Below are 19,228 nucleotides of genomic sequence, written 5' to 3'. Positions count from 1 at the left end.
TCAGCCTCGTGCGTCGCACATGCGTGAGCCGACGGCGTTTCACTGGTGACTCATAGGTTGACATTAACCGGAATAACTCCGGCGGCGAGGTGAGCCACCTCGAAGCGGGTTTGCGAATGCGCATCGGCTCTCGTCGCTTGCGGAGGCTACTCACCATTCACCATTCACCATTCACCATTCACTATTCACCATTCACCATTCACTATTCACTATTCACTATTCACCATTCACCATTCACTATTCACTATTCACTATTCACCATTCACCATTCACCATTCACTATTCACTATTCACCACTCACTAATCGCTATCCACTATCCGCGTAAAAACCAAGTCCGCCTGTTTTGCCGCAGCAATGGAGACCACCGCAGACAGGGGGGGGCAGACTTCATCCGCTTCAGACACCCCGTCCCCCACCACATAAAAAGCGGCATTGATTTTCCGGGTCACGATGCGATCGGCATTTCCCCACCCGCCGATGCCGGAGGCAGCCACCAGAAAGGTTCCTTTTTTGTAATAGCGTTCCACAAGCAGCTGTTTGGCCTCCACGCAATCAAAAGCCTCCACCACGGCATCACAACCATCAAAAAGCCCGCCCATGTTCTCTTCCGTTACCCGAACACCGTGGGCCTCCACCTCAACCTCCGGGTTGATGGCAGCCAGATTGGAGGAAAGGGCCGCCACCTTTTTCTCCCCCACCTGATGGACGAAAAAGAACTGCCGATTGAGGTTGGAAGGCTCCACCCGATCAAAATCGGCGATAACAAACCGCCGAAATCCCATGCGCACCAGATGCATGGCACAGTTGGAGCCCAGCCCTCCGGCCCCGGCGATGCCGATGCGTGCTGAGGCAATGCGCCCCATTCGCTTGTCACCTATTCGGGCCGCCAGCGCCGCGTGGAGGGTGTCCATCAGGCCTGCCTCCAGTCCTGATACACGGGCTGATACCCTCGGGTCTTGAGGTTAGCGGCCATCTCCAGCACGCTTCTTTCATCGCTGATATCGAACTGACCAGACCCCTCCTCTTCCGTATGACTTCCCACCGAGGTGCAGGAACCTGCCGACAGGCGGGTAATTCCAAGAGGGAGCACGTTGTCCCGGAATTCGGCGCTTTCGCGCGTGGACATGGTGATCCCCACCCTGGGCAGAAAAAGCCGGAAGGCGGTCATGCACTGGACGATATCGGTATCCGTAACGGCGTGGGCGGGCTCGTAGCATCCCGCATGGGGTCTCATGCGGGGCAGAGAGAGCCCCAGCTCCACTTCGGGAAAGGTGTTCATCATCCAGTCGGCATGCATGCCGGTAAAAAACGCCTCACGTCGCCAGTGATCCAATCCCAGCAGGCCGCCCAAATTGATTCCCCGCATTTTCGCTTTTACGCCCCGTTCCAGGGACTCCAGGCGAAACCGGAAATCCCGCTTGGGACCTGCCGGATGAAGGGTCTTGTAAAGCTCTGCGTTGTAGGTTTCCTGATAAACGGTAAGGCTGTCGGCACCGGCCTTGACAAAGCCGACATATCCCGGCTCATCCACGGGGTAGATCTCAATACCCACCGAGGTGAAATGCTGGGACAAAATGGCCAGACTCTCCTCAATATAGGCGGGGGTGGCCACCCCCGGCGCCTCTCCGGTGAGCAGTAGAATATGCTTTAACCCGGTCCTGGCAAGGGTTGCCGCCTCAAAGGCCACCTCTTCCAGGGTAAGCTGGCGTCTGTGGATGTGGTTTTTTGCGTTAAAACCGCAATACACACACTGATTGATGCAGTGGTTGGAGATATAGATGGGGGTAAAAAGCAGAATCTGGCGTCCGAAATGCCTCAGGGTGAGTTCATGAGCCTTTTGGGCCATCTCTTCTATAAAAGGGACCGCAGCTGGCGACAGAAGCGCCATCAGATGGTCCAGAGTAGGTCGCCGTGCGTCAAGGGCCGCACGCACATCGCCTTCGGTTGCGGCGTCTATCCGGGCGAGGGTCTCATCCGGGTCCTGGGTTTTCCAGAGGTCATAAAAGCCCATTACGCCCTCTCCTGTCCGAGAAACCCGGTGAGAGGAGACGAAGCCGATGCGATTCGCTGCGTGGCTCCGAGTCCGGAACAGTAAGCAGCTCGCCCCGCGCTAACCGCCTGCCCAAAAGCTCGCCCCATCCCCACCGGGTCAGAGGACGAGGCAATGGCCGTGTTCACCAGGCAGGCCGCCGCGCCCATCTCCATGGCCTCACAGGCATGGGAAGGTTTACCGATCCCCGCGTCGACAATGACAGGCAAAGAGATCTCATCAATCAGGATCTGAATCATCTCACGGGTCCGAAGTCCGCGATTGGTGCCAATGGGTGCCCCGAGAGGCATCACCGCGGCGGCCCCGGCATCCACCATCCGCCGTGCATCCATCAAATCCGGATTCATATAAGGAAAGACATGAAAACCCTCGCCTGCAAGCACCTCCGTGGCTTTGGTGGTTTCCAGATTGTCGGGAAGCAGGTAGCGCTGGTCGCTGATCACCTCAATCTTGATCCAGTCTCCGCAGCCGGCGGCACGAGCCAGTCGGGCAATGCGCACTGCTTCTTCCGCATTTCTGGCCCCGGAGGTGTTGGGCAGGAGGACCATCTGCTCAGGAATATTCTGCATCACATTATCGGTCTCTGAGCTAAAGTCGATACGCCGCAGAGCCACGGTGATCACTTGAGCGCCGGAGGCATCACACATGGCGGGGATCATCCCATCCGTCGGATATTTCCCGGTACCGACCCAAAGACGACTCGAAAATTTTTTTCCTCCCACTTCAAACCAATCGTTCATCAACAGCCCCCCCCCACAAATCGCAGGATTTCAAGTATGTCCGTATTCCCCAGAGTGATCACTCCGAACCGGGAGCGCTCAACCACCTCTCCATTGCGTTCCACCACGACACTGCCGGGGTGGAGCCCTTTTCGTTCCAGAAAACCTTCAAGGGTGACCCCACCCTCAGGAAGGCCCTCTTCGCACCCATTAACCCTCATACACACACCTCCTGTGAATCCTTAGAAACCTCGACTGCAAAAAAAATACGCCGAAAAGCTTGGAATCAGGGCAATGTGCTGAGGGCAAACGGAAAAATTATAAGGGGAGATGCCAAGAAAGAGGTTTCCATGGCGTGGGTCCGATGATCCCGAGGAAATTTCGGGCTCTTTGGATCGTGTGTCCAAAGGGCCAAGCCGCGAGCGGGCAAAAAAAAAGGCCGCCCGCAGGCAGCCTGATACGATCAAATCGGGCGCTGGGTGCGCGGCGACATAACCATCTCTATGGGCTTCCCTACGGCAGTGCAAACTGCATCAGGTTCAAAGGGTTGGAATCTCTCCGTCTCAGCCCTTCTCAGGGCACCCCCAGCTAAATTGCATATCAAATTCTGGGATTCTTGTAGCATCTACCTGCCCGCCTTGCAAGCAAAACAACCCCAGTGTACCGAGAGGTCCACAACCCGCCATCGACGGCACCAAAGCCTCGCCAATGGCCCGCAAACGAAAATTAATGAATAAAAAATGAGCCCTCGGATTCCCCTGCGATCCCTCCACGCATCAAGGCCCTTCGCTGAAGCACCCTCACGGTTATCCATCGCCAAATCTTCCCGGATTGACCTCGGGGTACCAATCCGGTATAACTATCTAAGATTTCATCCATTGGCCCGCGCATCACACAAGCATTCTCTGCCCATACACACCCCATGAAAACGAAATCCGAAAATACTATGAGTCTCCATTTTCGTGCTTCTTCTGTTCTTCGTTTCTGCCCTGTGCTCTATGGAAACCCCTTTTTAATGAGAACAAAAGGTTCTCTCGAGAGAATTTAACATTGACAATCATAGGCTTTTATATATATTCGGTGCCCTTGATTGCTCCTGACGCCGGCCTTTTGTCTGGTCTAAGCAAACAAATCACCATGAGCACAATCTGGAAAGGCTCGTTAAACCGGGGTAACGTGTGGTTTATACTCACCGGGCAGGGAAAGATTTATCTTCATTCTCTGTAGGTTAAGGGTGTACCATGTGCTGCCTCGATCGTTTTTTCAAGAAGGATACGTGACAATGAAGACCGACTTGCAGACAGTTAGAAACATAGGTATTAGCGCCCACATCGACTCTGGGAAGACCACCCTGACCGAGCGCATTCTCTTTTACACCGACAGAATCCACGCGATCCACGATGTAAAAGGTAAAGACGGCGTCGGCGCCACCATGGATTCCATGGAACTTGAAAAGGAAAGGGGCATCACCATTGCCTCCGCAGCGACATACTGCGAATGGAAGGGACATGAGATCAACATCATCGACACCCCGGGCCACGTTGACTTCACCATCGAAGTAGAACGTTCCCTGCGTGTTCTTGACGGTGCTATTCTGGTTCTTTGCTCTGTGTCCGGCGTCCAGTCACAGTCCATCACCGTTGATGCCCAGATGAAGCGCTACAAAGTTCCTTGTATCGCCTTCGTCAACAAATGTGACCGAAGCGGAGCCAACCCCTTCCGAGTTATTGGCCAGCTGAACGAAAAACTGGGCCACAACGCGGTCGCCATGCAGCTGCCCATCGGTCTTGAAGACCAGCTCCAGGGCGTGGTGGATCTTGTCGCCATGAAGGCGTACTACTTTGACGGGGACAATGGCGAATCAATCCGCATTGAAGAGATCCCTGCAGAGCTCGCCGAAGAAGCACAGGCCAAGCGCGAAGAGCTCGTGGATCAGGCATCTCTTTTTTCTGAGCCCCTCACCGATGCCATTCTCGAAGAGTCTGAAATCAGTGAAGAGATGCTCGTAGAAGCTATTCGTATCGGAACCATCGCACGCAAGATTACCCCTGTTTTCATGGGTTCCGCTTACAAAAATAAGGCTGTACAGCCCCTGCTTGACGCGGTAACGCGTTACCTGCCGACCCCTGATGACATCGTCAACGATGCCCTGGACCTCGACAACGAAGAGGCCCCCGTGGTGCTCGAGGGTGACAGCGAAAAGCCCACCGTAGCCCTTGCCTTTAAACTGGAAGACGGGCAGTACGGTCAGCTTACCTATATCCGTGTCTATCAGGGTTCCCTGAAAAAAGGCGACACCGTCAACAACTCCAAGAACGGCCGTAAGATCAAGGTCGGTCGCCTGGTGCGCATGCACGCCTCAGACATGGAAGATATCACCGAAATTCCCGCTGGCTACATCGGCGCTCTCTTCGGTGTAGACTGTTCCTCTGGCGATACCTTTGTAGACCCTGCCATCAACTACTCCATGATGAGTATGTTCGTTCCCGAGCCCGTTATCTCCCTGTCCATCAAGCCCAAGGACAATAAGGCTCAGATCAACATGAGTAAGGCCCTCAACCGCTTCACCAAAGAGGACCCCACCTTTCGCTCCTACAACGATGATGAGACCAACGAGACCATCATCGAAGGCATGGGCGAACTTCACCTGGAAGTTTATGTTGAGCGCATGAAGCGTGAATACGGCGCAGAAGTGGAAACCGGAAAGCCCCGCGTGGCTTACCGTGAGACCATTACACGACGTGCTGAATTCGATTACACCCACAAGAAGCAGACGGGTGGTTCCGGTCAGTTCGGTAAAGTCATGGGTTTCATCGAGCCTCTGGAAGATGAGCAGTTCTCCTTCGAAAGCAAGGTTGTGGGCGGACGTATCCCCACCCAGTTCATCCCCTCATGCGGGAAGGGCTTCGAAAGCTGCATGGCCAAAGGGCCCAAGCTTGAGTTCCCTGTAACCGGCATCGCTGTCACCCTCGTTGACGGTGGCTTCCACGCGGTTGACTCCTCTGAGATGGCTTTCCAGGCTGCGGCACGTGGTGCGTTCAAGCAGGCGTATGAAAGAGCCAAGCCTGTTGTTCAGGAACCCATCATGAAAGTCGAAATTGAAAGCCCCAATGAGTTCCAGGGCCCATGTATGGGCTTGATTAACCAGCGCAGGGGTATTATCCTTGGTTCTCAGGACGAAGGAACCATGAGCCGTATTGAAGCTCAGGTCCCTCTTGCTGAGATGTTTGGGTTCTCCACCGTACTTCGCTCTTCCACCCAGGGCAAAGCCCAGTACACCATGGAGTTCAGCGCCTATAAAACGGTGCCCTCCTCTGTATCGGAAGAGATTGAAAAAAGGGTGCGCGAAGAGAAAGCCGCCAAGTAACCTGATGGGACACAATCACCCGGCGGCTTCCGAACATTCTGGTTGAGTGTTGTGAGGCGCTGCCGGGTTGAACCCTCGGGGTCTTTTTGAGTACGAACCTCAGCGACAAGAGAGGATACTATGACAAAGAAGGAATTGATCTTCAGGAACCCTTTCGGTGCCCTTGGTATCGATTGTGATGATATGATCAACGGGGGTGAGCTGGGCGCTGTGATGGCCCGTGCCGGCCTCGGCAAAACTTCAATGGTTGTGCAGATGGCGCTCCACGCCATGGCATGCGGAAAAAACGTGCTTCATGTCAGTCTGGATGAGCCCGTGGTTAAGGTCAACGTCTGGTACAATGAAATGTTCACCAACCTGGCAGACCTGAACCGTGTCGAAGAACCTCAGTCCGCGTATGACGAAATTCTTCCCAACCGCATGATCCTGACCATGAATGTGGACGGTTTCTCCGTCGCACGACTCGAAGAGCGCATCACCGATCTCATCGAACAGGGCCTTTTTAAACCCGACATGATGATCATTGATGGTTACCCCTTCGAAGAGAAGAGCCGTGCCGATATGGAAGAGCTCAAAGCGCTTGCCGCCCGTACGGGTTCCTTTGCCCTCTTGACCGTCAAGACCCACCGTCACGAAGCGCCCGCTGATAATGGACTTCCCGTTCAGCTGACCGGCGTTGACGACATCTTCTCGACCCTGCTCCAGATCATTCCCGAGAACAACACCATTTTCGTCAAAGCCGTTAAAGGTGCCAAGGCAGATAAAGATGCTGCCGTCCTCGATCCCGAGACCATGATCATTCGGTAGCAGACCCTTCACGTGGCGTTGTTTTCGCTGTGTGAATCAAGATGGCCCGCTCTTACAAAAAAAGCACCCGATTTCGGGTGCTTTTTTTTATCTTTTTTCTTCACAGGGCCCTGTCTCGCCAAACCGGTATCCACGACAGAACTCACCGAATCATCCGATCAGGCAAAAGAAGGGGCATCCTGTACCGCCGGACTCGCCTCATCCGGACCCATCCCGCAAGCCACACAACGATTTCGCCCACTCCCCTTTGCTTCGTAGAGCGCACCGTCCGCCCTGCGGATCAACTCTTCAGCGGAGCTCTTTCTGTCCGGATGCATGGAGACAAGCCCCAAGCTGATGGTCACACAGGCGGTCTCCTCATCTTTTCCCGTCGAAATAACGAGCGCTTCCACCCGCCGTCTCATTTTCTCGGCAAGGTGACGGGCTCCGCTCAGATGGGTGCAGGAGAGGATCACCGCAAACTCTTCACCGCCGTAGCGGGCCACCAGATCCCCAGGCCGATGAACGCAGGAAGCCAGGGCTTCGGCGACCTTCACCAGACATTGATCCCCTGCCTGATGCCCGTAGGTGTCATTATAGTTTTTAAAATGATCAATATCGCAGATGATAAATGAAAGCGGTGCTTTTTCCCGTACATGACGTTTCCATTCCATATCCATGCAGTCATCGAAATGACGGCGATTGGCGATGCGGGTCAACCCGTCCCGAATCGAAACCAGCCGAAGCTCATCGTTGACACGTTTCAACTCGGTCTCGGCGCGGATGGTCTGGGAGATATCAATGCAAAATCCGAAGAACCCATTCGTACGGTCCGTTGCATTCCGAGTAATCTGTCCGTAGCACAAGGCCCAGACAATACCGCCGTCCCGTCGACGCAAGCGACACCTGAACCGACTGAGCTGCTCACCCTCATAGAGCTGAAACAAAAAGGCTTTGGCCTGCTTCGGATCATCGAAGATTGAGGAAACATCCTCAACGGTGGAAATGAGAAGCGCAGGGGATTCATAGCCCAGCATCCACGCGAGTTCGGGATTGACGACGACGATGCGCCGCCTGATATCCGCCTGAAAAATACCGATGGGGGCGCTGCTGAAAAGATTCCGAGCCTCGTGTCGAACCCGATTCAGATCCGTCACCGCATGCATCTGCTCCGTGACATTTTTCACCAGGACCGTCAGCCCCCGGTCTGCAGAAGCCTGAACCGCCGGGACGGCATACCACCGGCAGACTAAAATGTCACCGTGCTGATTCACACAGGTCGTGGACACTTCAGCCCCCGCCCCTCCTCTGAGACAGCTAATGAAAAATTTCCGGAGCGTCTCCTCCTCTTCCACCGAGGGCACGAGGAGATACAAATCGCGTCCGATCATATGCTCCGCATCATATCCAAAAAAGCTCTCTGCCGAACCATCCCACTGGGAGATGACCCCGTTGGGCTCAATCCCGATATAGGCCACGCCCGCCCTGGTCCGAAGAAGAACCTCTGCAGAAACACCTGCACCTTCAGCCTTCCCCGCCCCTATCATCTGATGTGACTCTGCTGCCCCAGAGTCGTTTTCAGACACGCCATCCGCCACCCACCATTTTTCCAGCACCCTTCCCTCCAGACCCAACCTGATATAAAATGATTCCTAACCCAAACGACCCGCCCGCTAAAGCGGCCAAAGCCGTCTTCCCTCTTCTTTCTAACCTAATCGTCCCGCATCAAGACGAACAAAAAAATCAGTGTTCCCTCTCTCCCAGCCTTTTTGCCACAACCTCGGCCATACTTCGAAGGTTTTTGAAATAATGCGGCGCCAGAGGATCCAGGGGCACCACCACCCCACCCACAGCTGCAGCCACCTTATCTGCTGCATTCCGATCAAATTGGGGCTGCACGAATATCACGCGCACTCCCTCGGCCCTGGCCTGGGCAATGTACCGTGTAAGCGCCCTGCCTTTGGGACTCTTGCCCTCCACCTCCACCGCCTTCTGTACCAGCCCGTAGGCATCGGCGAAATATCCGAAGGCCGGATGAAAGACATAAAGGGTTTCACCTGCCAAAGGCGCCAGGGCAGCTGATAAGGTTTGATGAAGTGCAACAAGCTCCCGTATCAAGGACTCGCTCCCGGCTTCATAGATCAACCGCCCCTCGGGATCTGCGGCTACCAGGGCATCCCTCATGGTCCCCGCCATCGCGACCACACGCATCGGGTCCAGCCAGATATGGGGATCCATGCCTTCGTCATTCCCGATATCCTCGCCGTGACCTCTCCCCTTCGTGTGTTCGGATGCCTCGCCATGCGAGTGCTCCCCCATGGACAGCAGGGCCACCCCTTTACGGGTATCGACCACCGTCAAATCACCGGCCATACTCTTTATTTTCGAGATAAGAAGGGTTTCATAAGGAAGCCCGATACGAAAAAAAAGATCCGACGCCGCCAGTCTGGCCACCTTGGAAGGTTTCGGGCGATACATCGCCGGGCTTTCCCCGGGAGTAAGCAGCACCCTCACCTCCACACGATCCCCTCCAATGCGCTCCAAAAAAGCTTGCTGAGGAGGAATACTGACAAACGCCTTGACCCTGACCTCCTCGGCCCCGGCATTCAAGGTGACGCCCATCAGAAAAACAAGACCCACCCACGCTGAAATCACCCGTTTTCTCATCGTTTCCCCTATTCCGTAACGGCGGCCTCCCACCCCTGGATGCCAGGCCGCCCTAGTTATTTTCAAAGGCTTCGACCTCTTCCCGCCTTTTTTCGTCCGCCTTCAGCAGTATCGACTCCACCTCTTTGGCTTTTTCAAGGGCCGTGCGCTCCGTATCATAGAGACGGGTTTTCTCCTCGGTCTCCTCCCCCCCTGAGCAGGCTGAAAAAAACAGAAGCAAAACAACCGCTATCACACCCGCAAACCGTTTCATCATCGTCCTCCCTTCACACAAAAATTTAATTACACCCTGTCACAGCCACCAACAAGGGCCTGGGTGGTTTGTAAAAACCGTTCTTCGTTCGAAGCGTCGCTACGCTCCATTAACCACCGACATGCGTCTCTAATCGTCAACACGAGTCATATCAAAAAACAATGAATGGGAGGAGGAGAAAAAATGAGGGGTCCGGAAAACCGGCCCTCGGATGCCGAGATAAAACGACGCTCCGTCAGATTATGCACACCACGAAATATAGGATGCATGCCAAAGCAGGGCGAAACAACCGGCCCCCTCACCTACTTCCTACAAAAACATCAGCACCGCATTTTCTGGGCCTCGGCAAGCCCCGAGCTGGTGCCGTTATCCCACCTTGTAGCCCAGGCTGTGATTCAGGGCGGCGATTTGTCCATCCCGAGAGTTACCCTCATGGGCGATCGACATCGGGCAAGACGCCCAAACATAGGGGCATGGTTTCTTCATTAAACCAATGATCCGTTCTTGTAAATCATGGTCCTTGAGTATTTATAAAAAGCCACAAAAATAACTATTTACACACTTTATGTAATATTGTTTACTTCCATAAACCTTAGAGTCACACCATTGATGGCAGTCGAGATGGACCCAACACTTCACCCCCGAACCCGTCATCGATCACGATGAACCCGGGAAAGGAGACGGTCATGAAGGAGATATTTACGGAGTACGTGGTAGTGGGCTCCGGCCCGGGCGGGGCGTCCACAGCCCTGGAACTCGCTGAAAAGGGAAAGCATGTGGTGATCCTTGAAAAAGGACCGCGCCACCCCATCACAAAGAGCAAAATAGATGCCTACGGCATCTATGACAAATGGGCCGTCTTTTCCCGATCCAGGGAAGGGGTCATTATCGATCGGGCCATCACCCTGGGTGGATGCAGCGTGGTCTTCTCTGGAAACGCCTTTGACCCGCCCCCATGGCTCTTTGAACCCTGGGGAATTGACCTCTCCCCGTATGCGACAGAGATCAGCCGTGAAATCGGCATCGCCCCCTTTTCCGACGCGTTCTGTGCGCCATGGACAGGAATTCAGCGGCTGCGCGAGGCAGGGGACCGCCTGGGCGTGGACCTGAAGCCCCAAGAGAAATTCATCGATGAGACTCTCTGCCGCAATGGGTGCGACGGCTGCATGACGGGTTGCCGCAACGATGCCAAATGGACGGCTCGGCGCTGGATTGACAAAGCAGCAAGCCTCGGGGCAACCGTCATCACGGAAGCGGATGTGAGCCATCTCGAAATAAAAGAGGGCCGCGTCCAAGCCGTTCATGCCACAACACCGGATGGAAAACTCCGTGTGGACTGCGAATCAGCCGTGCTCTCTGCCGGTGGCGTCGGCACCGCCGTCATCCTTCAACGCTCTGGCATCGACAAGGCCGGAGACCACTTTTTCATGGATCCGATGAACGTCATCTGGGGCATGGCCGATGAACCGGTAAGCACAGGGACAGAAATGACCTTCAGCTACGCCTGCGACACCTGGGCCGATGAAAAAGGGTACATCCTGGGAAACGTCAGCGGCAAAGGGGCCTGGTTGACCCGTTTCATGCGCCCCCTTTCCGGCTGGCCGGCCCTTTTGCAGTCGGGCAAATGGGACCGTATGATGGGCATGTTCATCAAGGTGGCCGATGACCGTGTGGGCTCGGTGGATGCCCGGGGGCAGATGACCAAACCCCTGACGGATGCCGACCTGCAAAAATCCCGAGAAGCCACGGACCTTGCCATCTCGGTGATGACCCAAGCCGGCGTGGCGCCCTCCTCCATCCGGGTGGTGAAATCCATCGGTGGGCATCCGGGAGGGACGGCCGCCATCGGTGAAGTGGTGGACGAAGATTTTCGCGTCAGGGGGATAAAGAATCTCCACCTCTGCGACGCCAGTGTGTTTCCCAAGTCACCGGGACGCCCCCCCACCCTGATTATCCTGGCCCTGGGACGCCATCTGGTGCGACATATTCTGGAACCATAAAAAACCACAGGGTCTGGCGAAACCGGCAACGCCAGCCCCTGCATCTTCGTCTGTGGCTGGGAAAACGCCGTGACGCTCAGCCTCGAGCGTATGGACGGCCTCCCCTGAAGGCACCAATCCACCTCAGCTGCTATATTGACACCCCCGATCAGACCCGGTATCATAAAGAGATTTATAAAAGGGGTGCAGGTCACCCACTTTCTCGGAGTCTTACGGGTCGCATGCCCACGACCGACTCCCCGCAAGTGGCCCGCACCGTTCAGCCGGTCTGAGCCGTTCCTGTTCACCGGCGGTTTTTACACTGCAACAGCTTCGGAGGCCCAAGCGTGCAATCAAAAATACTTATTCTGAAATTTCCCAAGGAGGCCTCCCCTGAGCCGGTGGTCTGTTACCTTGCCAGAGACTACGAGCTGACCTTTGCCATTCTCCATGCCAACATCTTCCCCCGCCGTGAAGGCATGATGGTCCTCGAACTGAAAGGCACCCGCGAAAATTTCAAAAAGGGCCTGGAGTATCTGAAAAGCAAAGGGATCAAGGTGAGCCGCTCCGACCAGGAGGTCACGCGGGATGAAGGACGCTGCACCCATTGCGGTGCCTGCACGGCGGTCTGCCCCACCGGGGCTCTGTCCATCAAACGCCCCTCCATGGAAGTGCTCTTTGACCTGGAAAAATGCAGCGCCTGTGAACTTTGTGTTCCCACCTGCCCCTCCCATGCCATGAAGGCCAACCCCAAGGACAAGAATTTCTTCTGATGAACAACCTCACCACTGCCGTCGCGGTTAGCGGCGGCATCGACTCCCTTTACGCGGCCTGGCTTCTCAAGAAGGCGGGCCACAAGGTCGTCGGTATTCATTTTATCACGGGCTACGAAAAGGGCGGCGGAGAACCTCTATCCACGGTCCCCTCCCCCTGGCTCACCCTCCACGCTGAGACCTGCCGGACGGCCATCCCCGCCATGAACCATGTGGCAGAGCAGCTCCAGGTGCCCATTCACCTCATCGACATCCGCGATCGTTTTGAAGCGGAGGTGGTGGTTCCTTTTGTGGAGGCATACCGAAGCGGGTGCACACCCAACCCCTGCCAGCGGTGCAATCCGGCGATCAAATTCGGGCTTCTCCTGGAAATTGCCGCCACCCTCGGAGCCCACAGCCTCGCCACGGGTCACTACGTCAAAACACGGCGTGACGACACCGGATTGGTTCACCTTTTAAAGGGAGAAGACCCCTTAAAAGACCAGTCCTACTTTCTCTCCATGGTCTCTTCGGAACATCTTGGCAAGGCCGTGTTTCCCCTGGGAGGCATGGTCAAAGAGGAGATTAAAAAAGAAGCTGCCGAGGCGGGACTCTCCTCCGTCTCCAAAGGGGAAAGCCAGGACATCTGCTTTATTGAGAATGGCGACTACAAGGAGTTTCTTTTAAAACGTCCGGGGTTTGCGATGAAACCCGGTCCCATTGTCACAGAAGATGGCACCGAAGTCGGACGCCACCTGGGGCTCCACGGGTTTACCCTGGGGCAGCGGCGGGGCATCAACTGCCCGGGTCCCTATCCGTATTATGTCCTGGCCATCGAGCCGGAGACAAACCGCCTGGTGGTGGGAAAAAAGGAGGCCCTGTTCTCGGCCTCCTGCTCAGTCACCGGGCTCAACTGGATCCAGCCTCCGCCACGCACCGTCTTTGAAGCCGTCTGCAAGATCCGTTACAGCCACAAAGGCAGCCCCTGCCGCATTGAGCTGGGTCCCGAAAAAGCGACGGCAACCCTCTTCTTTGACACACCCCAGTCCGCCATCACCCCGGGCCAGGGCGCTGTCTTCTACGCAGGAGACGAAGTTCTCGGCGGCGGCTGGATTTCGCACAAAACGGTTTAAGGAGGCTCGTCTTGTCTCCAAAAACGTCGCGATGAGTCACTTCTTAATTTAACAGAAATCATAATCACCATTTCAGGATGGTGTGAAGCACAGGTTCCCAATTATGCCACGCTATTTCATCAACACCCTCGGCTGCAAGGTCAACCGGTTTGAATCCGACGCCGTGGGCATGGCCCTCACCTCCCAAGGCTGGACAGAGACCCAAAAACCATCAGACGCCGATGTCTGCGTCATCAACACCTGCACCGTCACCGGAAAAGCCTCGGTGGAATCCAGGCACCACATCCGTCAGACGATTCGAAAGAACCCCTCTGCCAAGATGGTGGTCACCGGATGCTACGCTCAGACAGAAGCCGCCGAGATCGAAAAGATTGAAGGGGTGGATGCCGTCATCAGCCACACGGAGAAACACCAGCTCCCAGAGCTGATCATCGCCCTTTATGAAAAGGGGGAGGCCCACTTCTCCGAAGACCGAAACGCAAGCTGCCGGGAGACGCTTTTTAAAGGCATCAATGTAGACGCCCTGGGAACCCGCACCCGCCCCTTGCTGAAAATCCAGGATGGCTGCAACGCCTTCTGCTCGTACTGCATTGTCCCCCACACCCGGGGCCGATCCCGCAGCATGCCCGTGGCAGAGGTCATGGACCGCCTGGCCTCCCTCGGAGAGAAAGGGTATCTGGAAGTGGTTCTCACCGGGATTCACATCGGCTGCTACGGCATGGACCTCACCCCAGTCACCTCGTTTTATGCACTGCTCAAACAGATGAAAGAGGCGGGATCCGTCCGGCGTGTTCGGTTGAGCTCCATGGAGCCCATGGAGATCAGCGACGAGATTGTCGACCTGATCACCTCCTCACCCTATTTTTGCGATCATGTCCACATTCCCCTTCAAAGCGGCGATGACACCGTCCTCTCCCGCATGAAACGGCCCTACACGACAAAACGTTTTAAAGAGCTGGTCACGCGCATCCACACACTGTCTCCGACCACCGCCATCGGTGCAGACGTCATCATCGGCTTTCCCGGAGAGACCGACACACAATTTGAAAACACCTGTCATTTCCTGGAATCCCTGCCCCTGGCCTATCTCCACGTCTTCCCCTTCTCTCCCAGGGAGAGAACCCCGGCCGCCTCCTTTGATGGACGGATTGACAGCGACACCATGAAACACCGCACCGCACGGGTCAGAGCCATCGGCAATGCCGCAAAGCAACGGTTCATGGATGCCGCCGTAGGCACCCGGGCCGAGGTGATGGTGGAAAAAGAGCGTGACCGCCAGACAGGCCTCCTCAAAGGGCTCACCTCCCACTACATCCCCGTGCAGATTGAAGGGGGGGATCACCTGATGAACCAGCTGGTGCCGGTCACCCTGGAAGCCGCCCCCGATTCGGGTCACCTCATGGGGAGACGAGAGGAGAGGTGATGACCCGGCGTGGGCTCTTTCTTTTTTTTTGCCTTGCCCTGCTGCTGACGGAAACAGCCGTTCGGGCAGAGCCTCCAGCCCGCATCGTCTTCGGGGGGGATGCCCAGTACCCCCCGTATGAGTTTATAGATGAACAGGGCGAACCCGCCGGCTTCACCGTGGAGCTCACCCGCGCTCTGGCCGAAGTGATGGGCATGGAGATCGAAATCCGCCTGGGGCCCTGGGAAGAGAGCATGGCAGCCTTCAAGCGAGGGGACGTCGACGTCATGCAGGGGATCTCCTATTCAGATGAGCGGTCGGAGCGGTATGAGTTTTCCCTGGCTTACACCCTGATTCACCACTCAATTTTCACCCGTCTGGAAACCCTGGGCGTCACCAGCCTCCCCCACCTCAGCGGTAAAAAAGTCTTGGTGCAGACCAATGGCATCATGCACGAGACCCTCAAACACAGCGGCCTTCCTATCGAACCGGTCCCCACCCCCTTCCAGACCGACGCCCTGAGGCTTGTGGCCTCTGGAACCTATGACTACGCCATCGTGGCCAACCTTCCCGGCCTCTACTACATCCGTGAAAACAAACTCACGAACATACGAAAACGCGGCAACCCCATCGCGGTCCAGCTCTACTGCTATGCCACACGCAAAGGCAACACCGCGCTCATGGCCCAGATCAGTGAAGGTCTGGCCATTTTAAAAAAGACAGGTCGGCTTCGGGCCATCCACAATCGCTGGCTGGGCGTCCTGGAGCCCGGAATCCCCACCCGAAAGCTGATCCTTGCCACCGGCCTTCTGGTCACCCTCATGGCCCTGGTGATCATTGGCAACCTCCTCTGGTCGCGAACCCTCAAGCGTGAAGTGGCCCTGCGTACCCAGCAGCTGGAGACCCGTCAGAAACAACTGCTGCAGGCCGATAAAATGGCATCCCTGGGCTTCCTCGTCTCCGGCATCGCCCATGAACTCAACAACCCGAACGGCCTCCTGCTTTTAAATATCCCCCTGCTGACAGCCGCCTTCAAAGAGATTCACCCGGTCCTGGAGCATCATTTTAAGGAACACGGGAATTTTAAGGTCGCGGGCCTCCCTTATGACCGCATGAGGAAGGAACTGCCCCTGGTCCTGGAGGAGAGCCAGGACGCGGCCCTTCGCATAAAAGCCATTGTGGAGGATCTCCGGGACTTTTCAAGACAAAGCGATGATGAGAGAGAGGAGGCCGACATCAACGTAATCGCCACCAACGCCTTGCGCCTCGTCCGCACCGCGGTTGAAAAGGCGTCCCGAAACGTTCACGTAGAACTCGAAGAAGCCCTTCCCCCCTTACGCGCCAACCCCCAGCGCATCGAACAGGTGGTGATCAACCTCCTGCTCAATGCCTGCCAGGCCCTTGAAAACCCCAACGCGGCCATCCGCCTGCAGACAGGCACGGACCCCCTACACCGCGTAGTTTTTCTTAAAGTGATTGATGAGGGGATAGGCATCGATCAAGAGCATCTGCCTCATCTCACGGACCCCTTCTTTACCACAAAGCGAGCCATGGGAGGCACCGGCCTGGGCCTGTCCGTCTCAGCAGGTATCGTTCGAAATCATGAAGGCAGCTTAACCTTTGAATCGCAACCGGGCCTGGGCACCACCGCCACCCTTCGGCTCCCGGCCCTGCACGAAACCACATCTGAAAAAGAGGCCCCATGACAGACACGAGCTACGCCGATTTTCCCATTCTCCTTATTGATGATGAACCCTCATGGCTTCGCAGCTTAGGGCTGCTTCTGGAACGGACCGGTTTCACCCATCTGCACAAACTCACCGATGGCCGAAAAGCCCGGGATCTTGTGGCCCAAGAGGAGATCGGTATTGTCCTCCTGGATCTCATGATGCCCGACATGCCGGGCGAAGAGCTCATCTCCATTATCCGGGAAGAATCCCCGGAGACGGTCATTATTGTGGTGAGCGGCATGAATCAGGTTGACCTTGCCGTCGAGTGCATGAAACTGGGAGCGGCCGACTACATCGTCAAAACAGGCGCCGAAGAACGCATCGTGGCCACGGTCATCAATGCCGTGAATCTCTGGGAACTGAAACGGGAAAACCGGGCCATCCGCTCAACGATCAGGAAAGGACCGAGCCATCCCGAGATCTTCAGCCACATCGCCACCACGAATCGTTACATGGCCTCTATCTTCAGCTACATTGAATCTCTGGCCAGCTCAAGGCAACCGGTGCTCATCACCGGGGAAAGCGGCACCGGCAAAGAACTCATTGCCCGCGCCATCCATCGCGTCGGGAACCCGCCCGGTCCCATCGTAGCGGTGAACGTCGCCGGACTTGACGACACCATCTTCTCGGACACCCTCTTCGGCCATGTGCGGGGCGCTTTCACGGGCGCTCAGACACGGCGGGGCGGTATGGTGGAGAAGGCCTCAGACGGCACCCTTTTTCTCGACGAAATCGGCGACCTCAGCGCGCCGTCCCAGGTCAAACTGCTTCGCCTGCTTCAAGAGGGCGATTACTATCCCGTGGGCAGCGACCAACCCGAAAAAATCAACGCACGGGTGGTCTGCTCCACCCACCAAGATCTTCAAGCCAAGGGCAAAGAGAGGCGTTTCAGAAAAGACCTCTTCTACCGTCTCCAGACCCATCATATCCACATGCCTCCCTTGCGGGAACGAAAAGACGACATCCCCGTGCTCCTTGAGACCTTTCTCGGCATGGCCGCAGAAGAGACCGGCAAAAAAAAGCCCACGTACCCCCAGGAGCTGCCGATCCTCCTTGCCACCTACCACTTTCCGGGCAACATACGCGAACTCAAATCCATGGTCTTCGATGCCGTGGCACGCCACCATGGCGGCACCCTCTCCATGGCTTCTTTTAAAGACGCCATCCAGGCACACTCCGGATCGGAGGTGGCGATACCACCCTCCTCTTCCGAAGCACACAAAAACCCCTTCTCAGCCATGGACGCCCTGCCCTCACTGGCAGAGGCCTCCCAGCTGCTCGTTATGGAGGCCATGGCACGAGCGGAAGGGAATCAAAGCATTGCGGCGCGCCTGTTGGGAATCTCTCAACCCGCCCTAAGCAAACGCATGAAGCTCCTTCGAGATAAACAGCAAACATAGCCTGGCAACGCCCACCCGATGTTCCTTATCCAGTAAAATAACCCGAGAAGGGATATAACCAAGATTATAGCCATAACTTTGGTTATATCATCAATCGAGCCTGTAATATTTTAGCTTTACCGCAATACAGGAAAGAAACTATTCCTTTTGTTATAGACCCGCCTGAATACCGGCCTGCCCATAGAAGGGCTATTCCACCTGTCTATTCAGCTCATTACAGAAATAATCCGTATCTGGCACTGGCTTTGCAGAATATAAATACTGATTCAGCTCTTGGTGCTCCGGGTTTTGTTTGCGTTCCCCGTACACCGGCTAAGGCTGGAAAGAGGCCCTGCACTTCGGTCGGATAAAGCAGCTTGGATGACAACACCGTCCCTGCTTCCAAAGGGCTCCACACGCAAGAACACAAAGAGAAGGGGGAAAAATGAAACTTTGGATGAAAATTATGATTGGCCTGGGTCTGGGGATTGTTGCCGGGCTTGTTTTTCAGGAGAAAGCGATCCTGATCAAACCCATTGGCACGCTCTTCATCAACGCCATTAAGATGCTCATCATCCCGCTTATCTTCTCGTCTCTGATTGTGGGTATGACCAGCCTCAAGGACAGCAAGCAGCTCGGCCGTATCGGCCTTAAAACCCTCGCCATTTATCTTGTCACCACCGCCTTTGCTGTCTGCATCGGCTTGCTCGTGAGCACCATCCTCCAGCCCGGGGCCGGGATGATGATCGACATGGGACAAACTGTTACCGCCAAAGCAGCTCCCCGCTTCATTGACACCCTGGTCTCCATCGTCCCCAAAAACCCCATCGGGGCCCTTTCCAGCGGACATGTTCTTCAAGTTATCTGTTTTGCCATCTTCCTGGGCATCGCCATTAACATCACCGGTGAAAAAGCAGATCCGTTTAAAAAGTTGTGCGAATCCATCGCAGAGATCATGTACACCCTCACCGCCATTGTCATGGAATTCGCCCCCTACGGCGTTTTTGCTT

The 19,228-nt window shown here is 55.7% G+C and carries 16 protein-coding genes and 1 riboswitch; of the genes, 9 read left to right on the top strand and 7 right to left on the bottom strand.

Translation table 11 applies throughout. From position 1 onward, the window contains the following. Positions 1–300: 300 nt before the first annotated feature. Genes thiF through thiS form a run of 4 tightly spaced genes read right to left on the bottom strand, consistent with a single transcriptional unit; the run spans position 301 to position 2,991 of the window. Positions 301–912, bottom strand: coding sequence for a sulfur carrier protein ThiS adenylyltransferase ThiF (thiF, locus tag Q1Q75_RS13265; RefSeq protein WP_300671440.1), 612 nt, complete (start codon positions 910–912; stop codon positions 301–303). Continuing rightward, complete coding sequence (gene thiH, locus Q1Q75_RS13260; RefSeq protein WP_300671438.1) at positions 912–2,012, bottom strand: 2-iminoacetate synthase ThiH; 1,101 nt, start codon at positions 2,010–2,012, stop codon at positions 912–914. The genes thiF and thiH overlap by 1 nt, the downstream gene beginning before the upstream one ends. Continuing rightward, a complete protein-coding gene (locus tag Q1Q75_RS13255; RefSeq protein ID WP_300671435.1) occupies positions 2,012–2,791 on the bottom strand; it encodes a thiazole synthase in 780 nt (259 codons plus the stop codon). Before Q1Q75_RS13255 ends, thiH begins: the two co-directional genes overlap by 1 nt. Further along, on the bottom strand, positions 2,791–2,991 hold the full coding sequence (gene thiS, locus Q1Q75_RS13250) for a sulfur carrier protein ThiS (RefSeq protein WP_300671432.1): 201 nt from the start codon (positions 2,989–2,991) through the stop codon (positions 2,791–2,793). Before thiS ends, Q1Q75_RS13255 begins: the two co-directional genes overlap by 1 nt. Before the next feature lie 272 nt (positions 2,992–3,263). After that, positions 3,264–3,366, bottom strand: a riboswitch (TPP riboswitch). A 686-nt stretch (positions 3,367–4,052) separates the two neighbouring features. Here thiS and fusA point away from each other — a divergent pair. Both fusA and Q1Q75_RS13240 read left to right on the top strand, forming a co-directional pair. Next, positions 4,053–6,137: an elongation factor G gene (gene fusA, locus Q1Q75_RS13245; protein WP_300671429.1), complete on the top strand. Its 2,085-nt coding sequence runs from the start codon at positions 4,053–4,055 to the stop codon at positions 6,135–6,137. A gap of 120 nt (positions 6,138–6,257) precedes the next feature. Next, positions 6,258–6,944 carry an AAA family ATPase gene (locus tag Q1Q75_RS13240; RefSeq protein ID WP_300671427.1) on the top strand — a complete coding sequence of 229 codons (687 nt, stop codon included), beginning with the start codon at positions 6,258–6,260 and terminating at the stop codon, positions 6,942–6,944. A 158-nt stretch (positions 6,945–7,102) separates the two neighbouring features. Here Q1Q75_RS13240 and Q1Q75_RS13235 read toward each other — a convergent pair whose 3' ends face one another. The 3 genes from Q1Q75_RS13235 to Q1Q75_RS13225 form a co-directional block, all read right to left on the bottom strand. Further along, positions 7,103–8,539, bottom strand: coding sequence for a diguanylate cyclase (locus Q1Q75_RS13235; RefSeq protein ID WP_300671425.1), 1,437 nt, complete (start codon positions 8,537–8,539; stop codon positions 7,103–7,105). A 127-nt stretch (positions 8,540–8,666) separates the two neighbouring features. Beyond that, positions 8,667–9,590 carry a zinc ABC transporter substrate-binding protein gene (locus tag Q1Q75_RS13230; RefSeq protein WP_300671423.1) on the bottom strand — a complete coding sequence of 308 codons (924 nt, stop codon included), beginning with the start codon at positions 9,588–9,590 and terminating at the stop codon, positions 8,667–8,669. 52 nt (positions 9,591–9,642) lie between these two features. After that, positions 9,643–9,846, bottom strand: coding sequence for a hypothetical protein (locus Q1Q75_RS13225; protein ID WP_300671420.1), 204 nt, complete (start codon positions 9,844–9,846; stop codon positions 9,643–9,645). A 683-nt stretch (positions 9,847–10,529) separates the two neighbouring features. Here Q1Q75_RS13225 and Q1Q75_RS13220 point away from each other — a divergent pair. From Q1Q75_RS13220 to Q1Q75_RS13190, 7 genes are all read left to right on the top strand, one after another. Further along, positions 10,530–11,843 carry a GMC family oxidoreductase gene (locus tag Q1Q75_RS13220; RefSeq protein ID WP_300671418.1) on the top strand — a complete coding sequence of 438 codons (1,314 nt, stop codon included), beginning with the start codon at positions 10,530–10,532 and terminating at the stop codon, positions 11,841–11,843. Between the two features lie 326 nt (positions 11,844–12,169). Next, the gene (locus tag Q1Q75_RS13215; RefSeq protein WP_300671415.1) at positions 12,170–12,595 is read left to right on the top strand and encodes an NIL domain-containing protein; all 426 of its coding nucleotides are present in this window, start codon (positions 12,170–12,172) and stop codon (positions 12,593–12,595) included. Continuing rightward, positions 12,595–13,707: a tRNA 2-thiouridine(34) synthase MnmA gene (gene mnmA, locus Q1Q75_RS13210; RefSeq protein WP_300671412.1), complete on the top strand. Its 1,113-nt coding sequence runs from the start codon at positions 12,595–12,597 to the stop codon at positions 13,705–13,707. Before Q1Q75_RS13215 ends, mnmA begins: the two co-directional genes overlap by 1 nt. A 103-nt stretch (positions 13,708–13,810) precedes the next feature. Further along, the gene (gene mtaB, locus Q1Q75_RS13205) at positions 13,811–15,130 is read left to right on the top strand and encodes a tRNA (N(6)-L-threonylcarbamoyladenosine(37)-C(2))-methylthiotransferase MtaB (protein WP_300671409.1); all 1,320 of its coding nucleotides are present in this window, start codon (positions 13,811–13,813) and stop codon (positions 15,128–15,130) included. Next, on the top strand, positions 15,130–16,815 hold the full coding sequence (locus Q1Q75_RS13200) for a transporter substrate-binding domain-containing protein (protein WP_300671406.1): 1,686 nt from the start codon (positions 15,130–15,132) through the stop codon (positions 16,813–16,815). Before mtaB ends, Q1Q75_RS13200 begins: the two co-directional genes overlap by 1 nt. After that, positions 16,812–18,239 (top strand): sigma-54 dependent transcriptional regulator, encoded by a 1,428-nt coding sequence (locus Q1Q75_RS13195; RefSeq protein ID WP_300671403.1) that lies wholly within the window; start codon positions 16,812–16,814, stop codon positions 18,237–18,239. Before Q1Q75_RS13200 ends, Q1Q75_RS13195 begins: the two co-directional genes overlap by 4 nt. A gap of 424 nt (positions 18,240–18,663) precedes the next feature. Beyond that, positions 18,664–19,228, top strand: a 565-nt coding sequence (locus Q1Q75_RS13190; RefSeq protein WP_300671401.1) for a cation:dicarboxylase symporter family transporter, incomplete at its 3' end; no start/stop codon positions are given.

The sequence above is a fragment of the Desulfoluna sp. genome (assembly GCF_030145185.1).
GTDB lineage: Bacteria > Desulfobacterota > Desulfobacteria > Desulfobacterales > Desulfolunaceae > Desulfoluna.
Note: the sequence above shows the minus strand (reverse complement) of the source record. Positions and strands in the feature narration are given on the sequence as shown.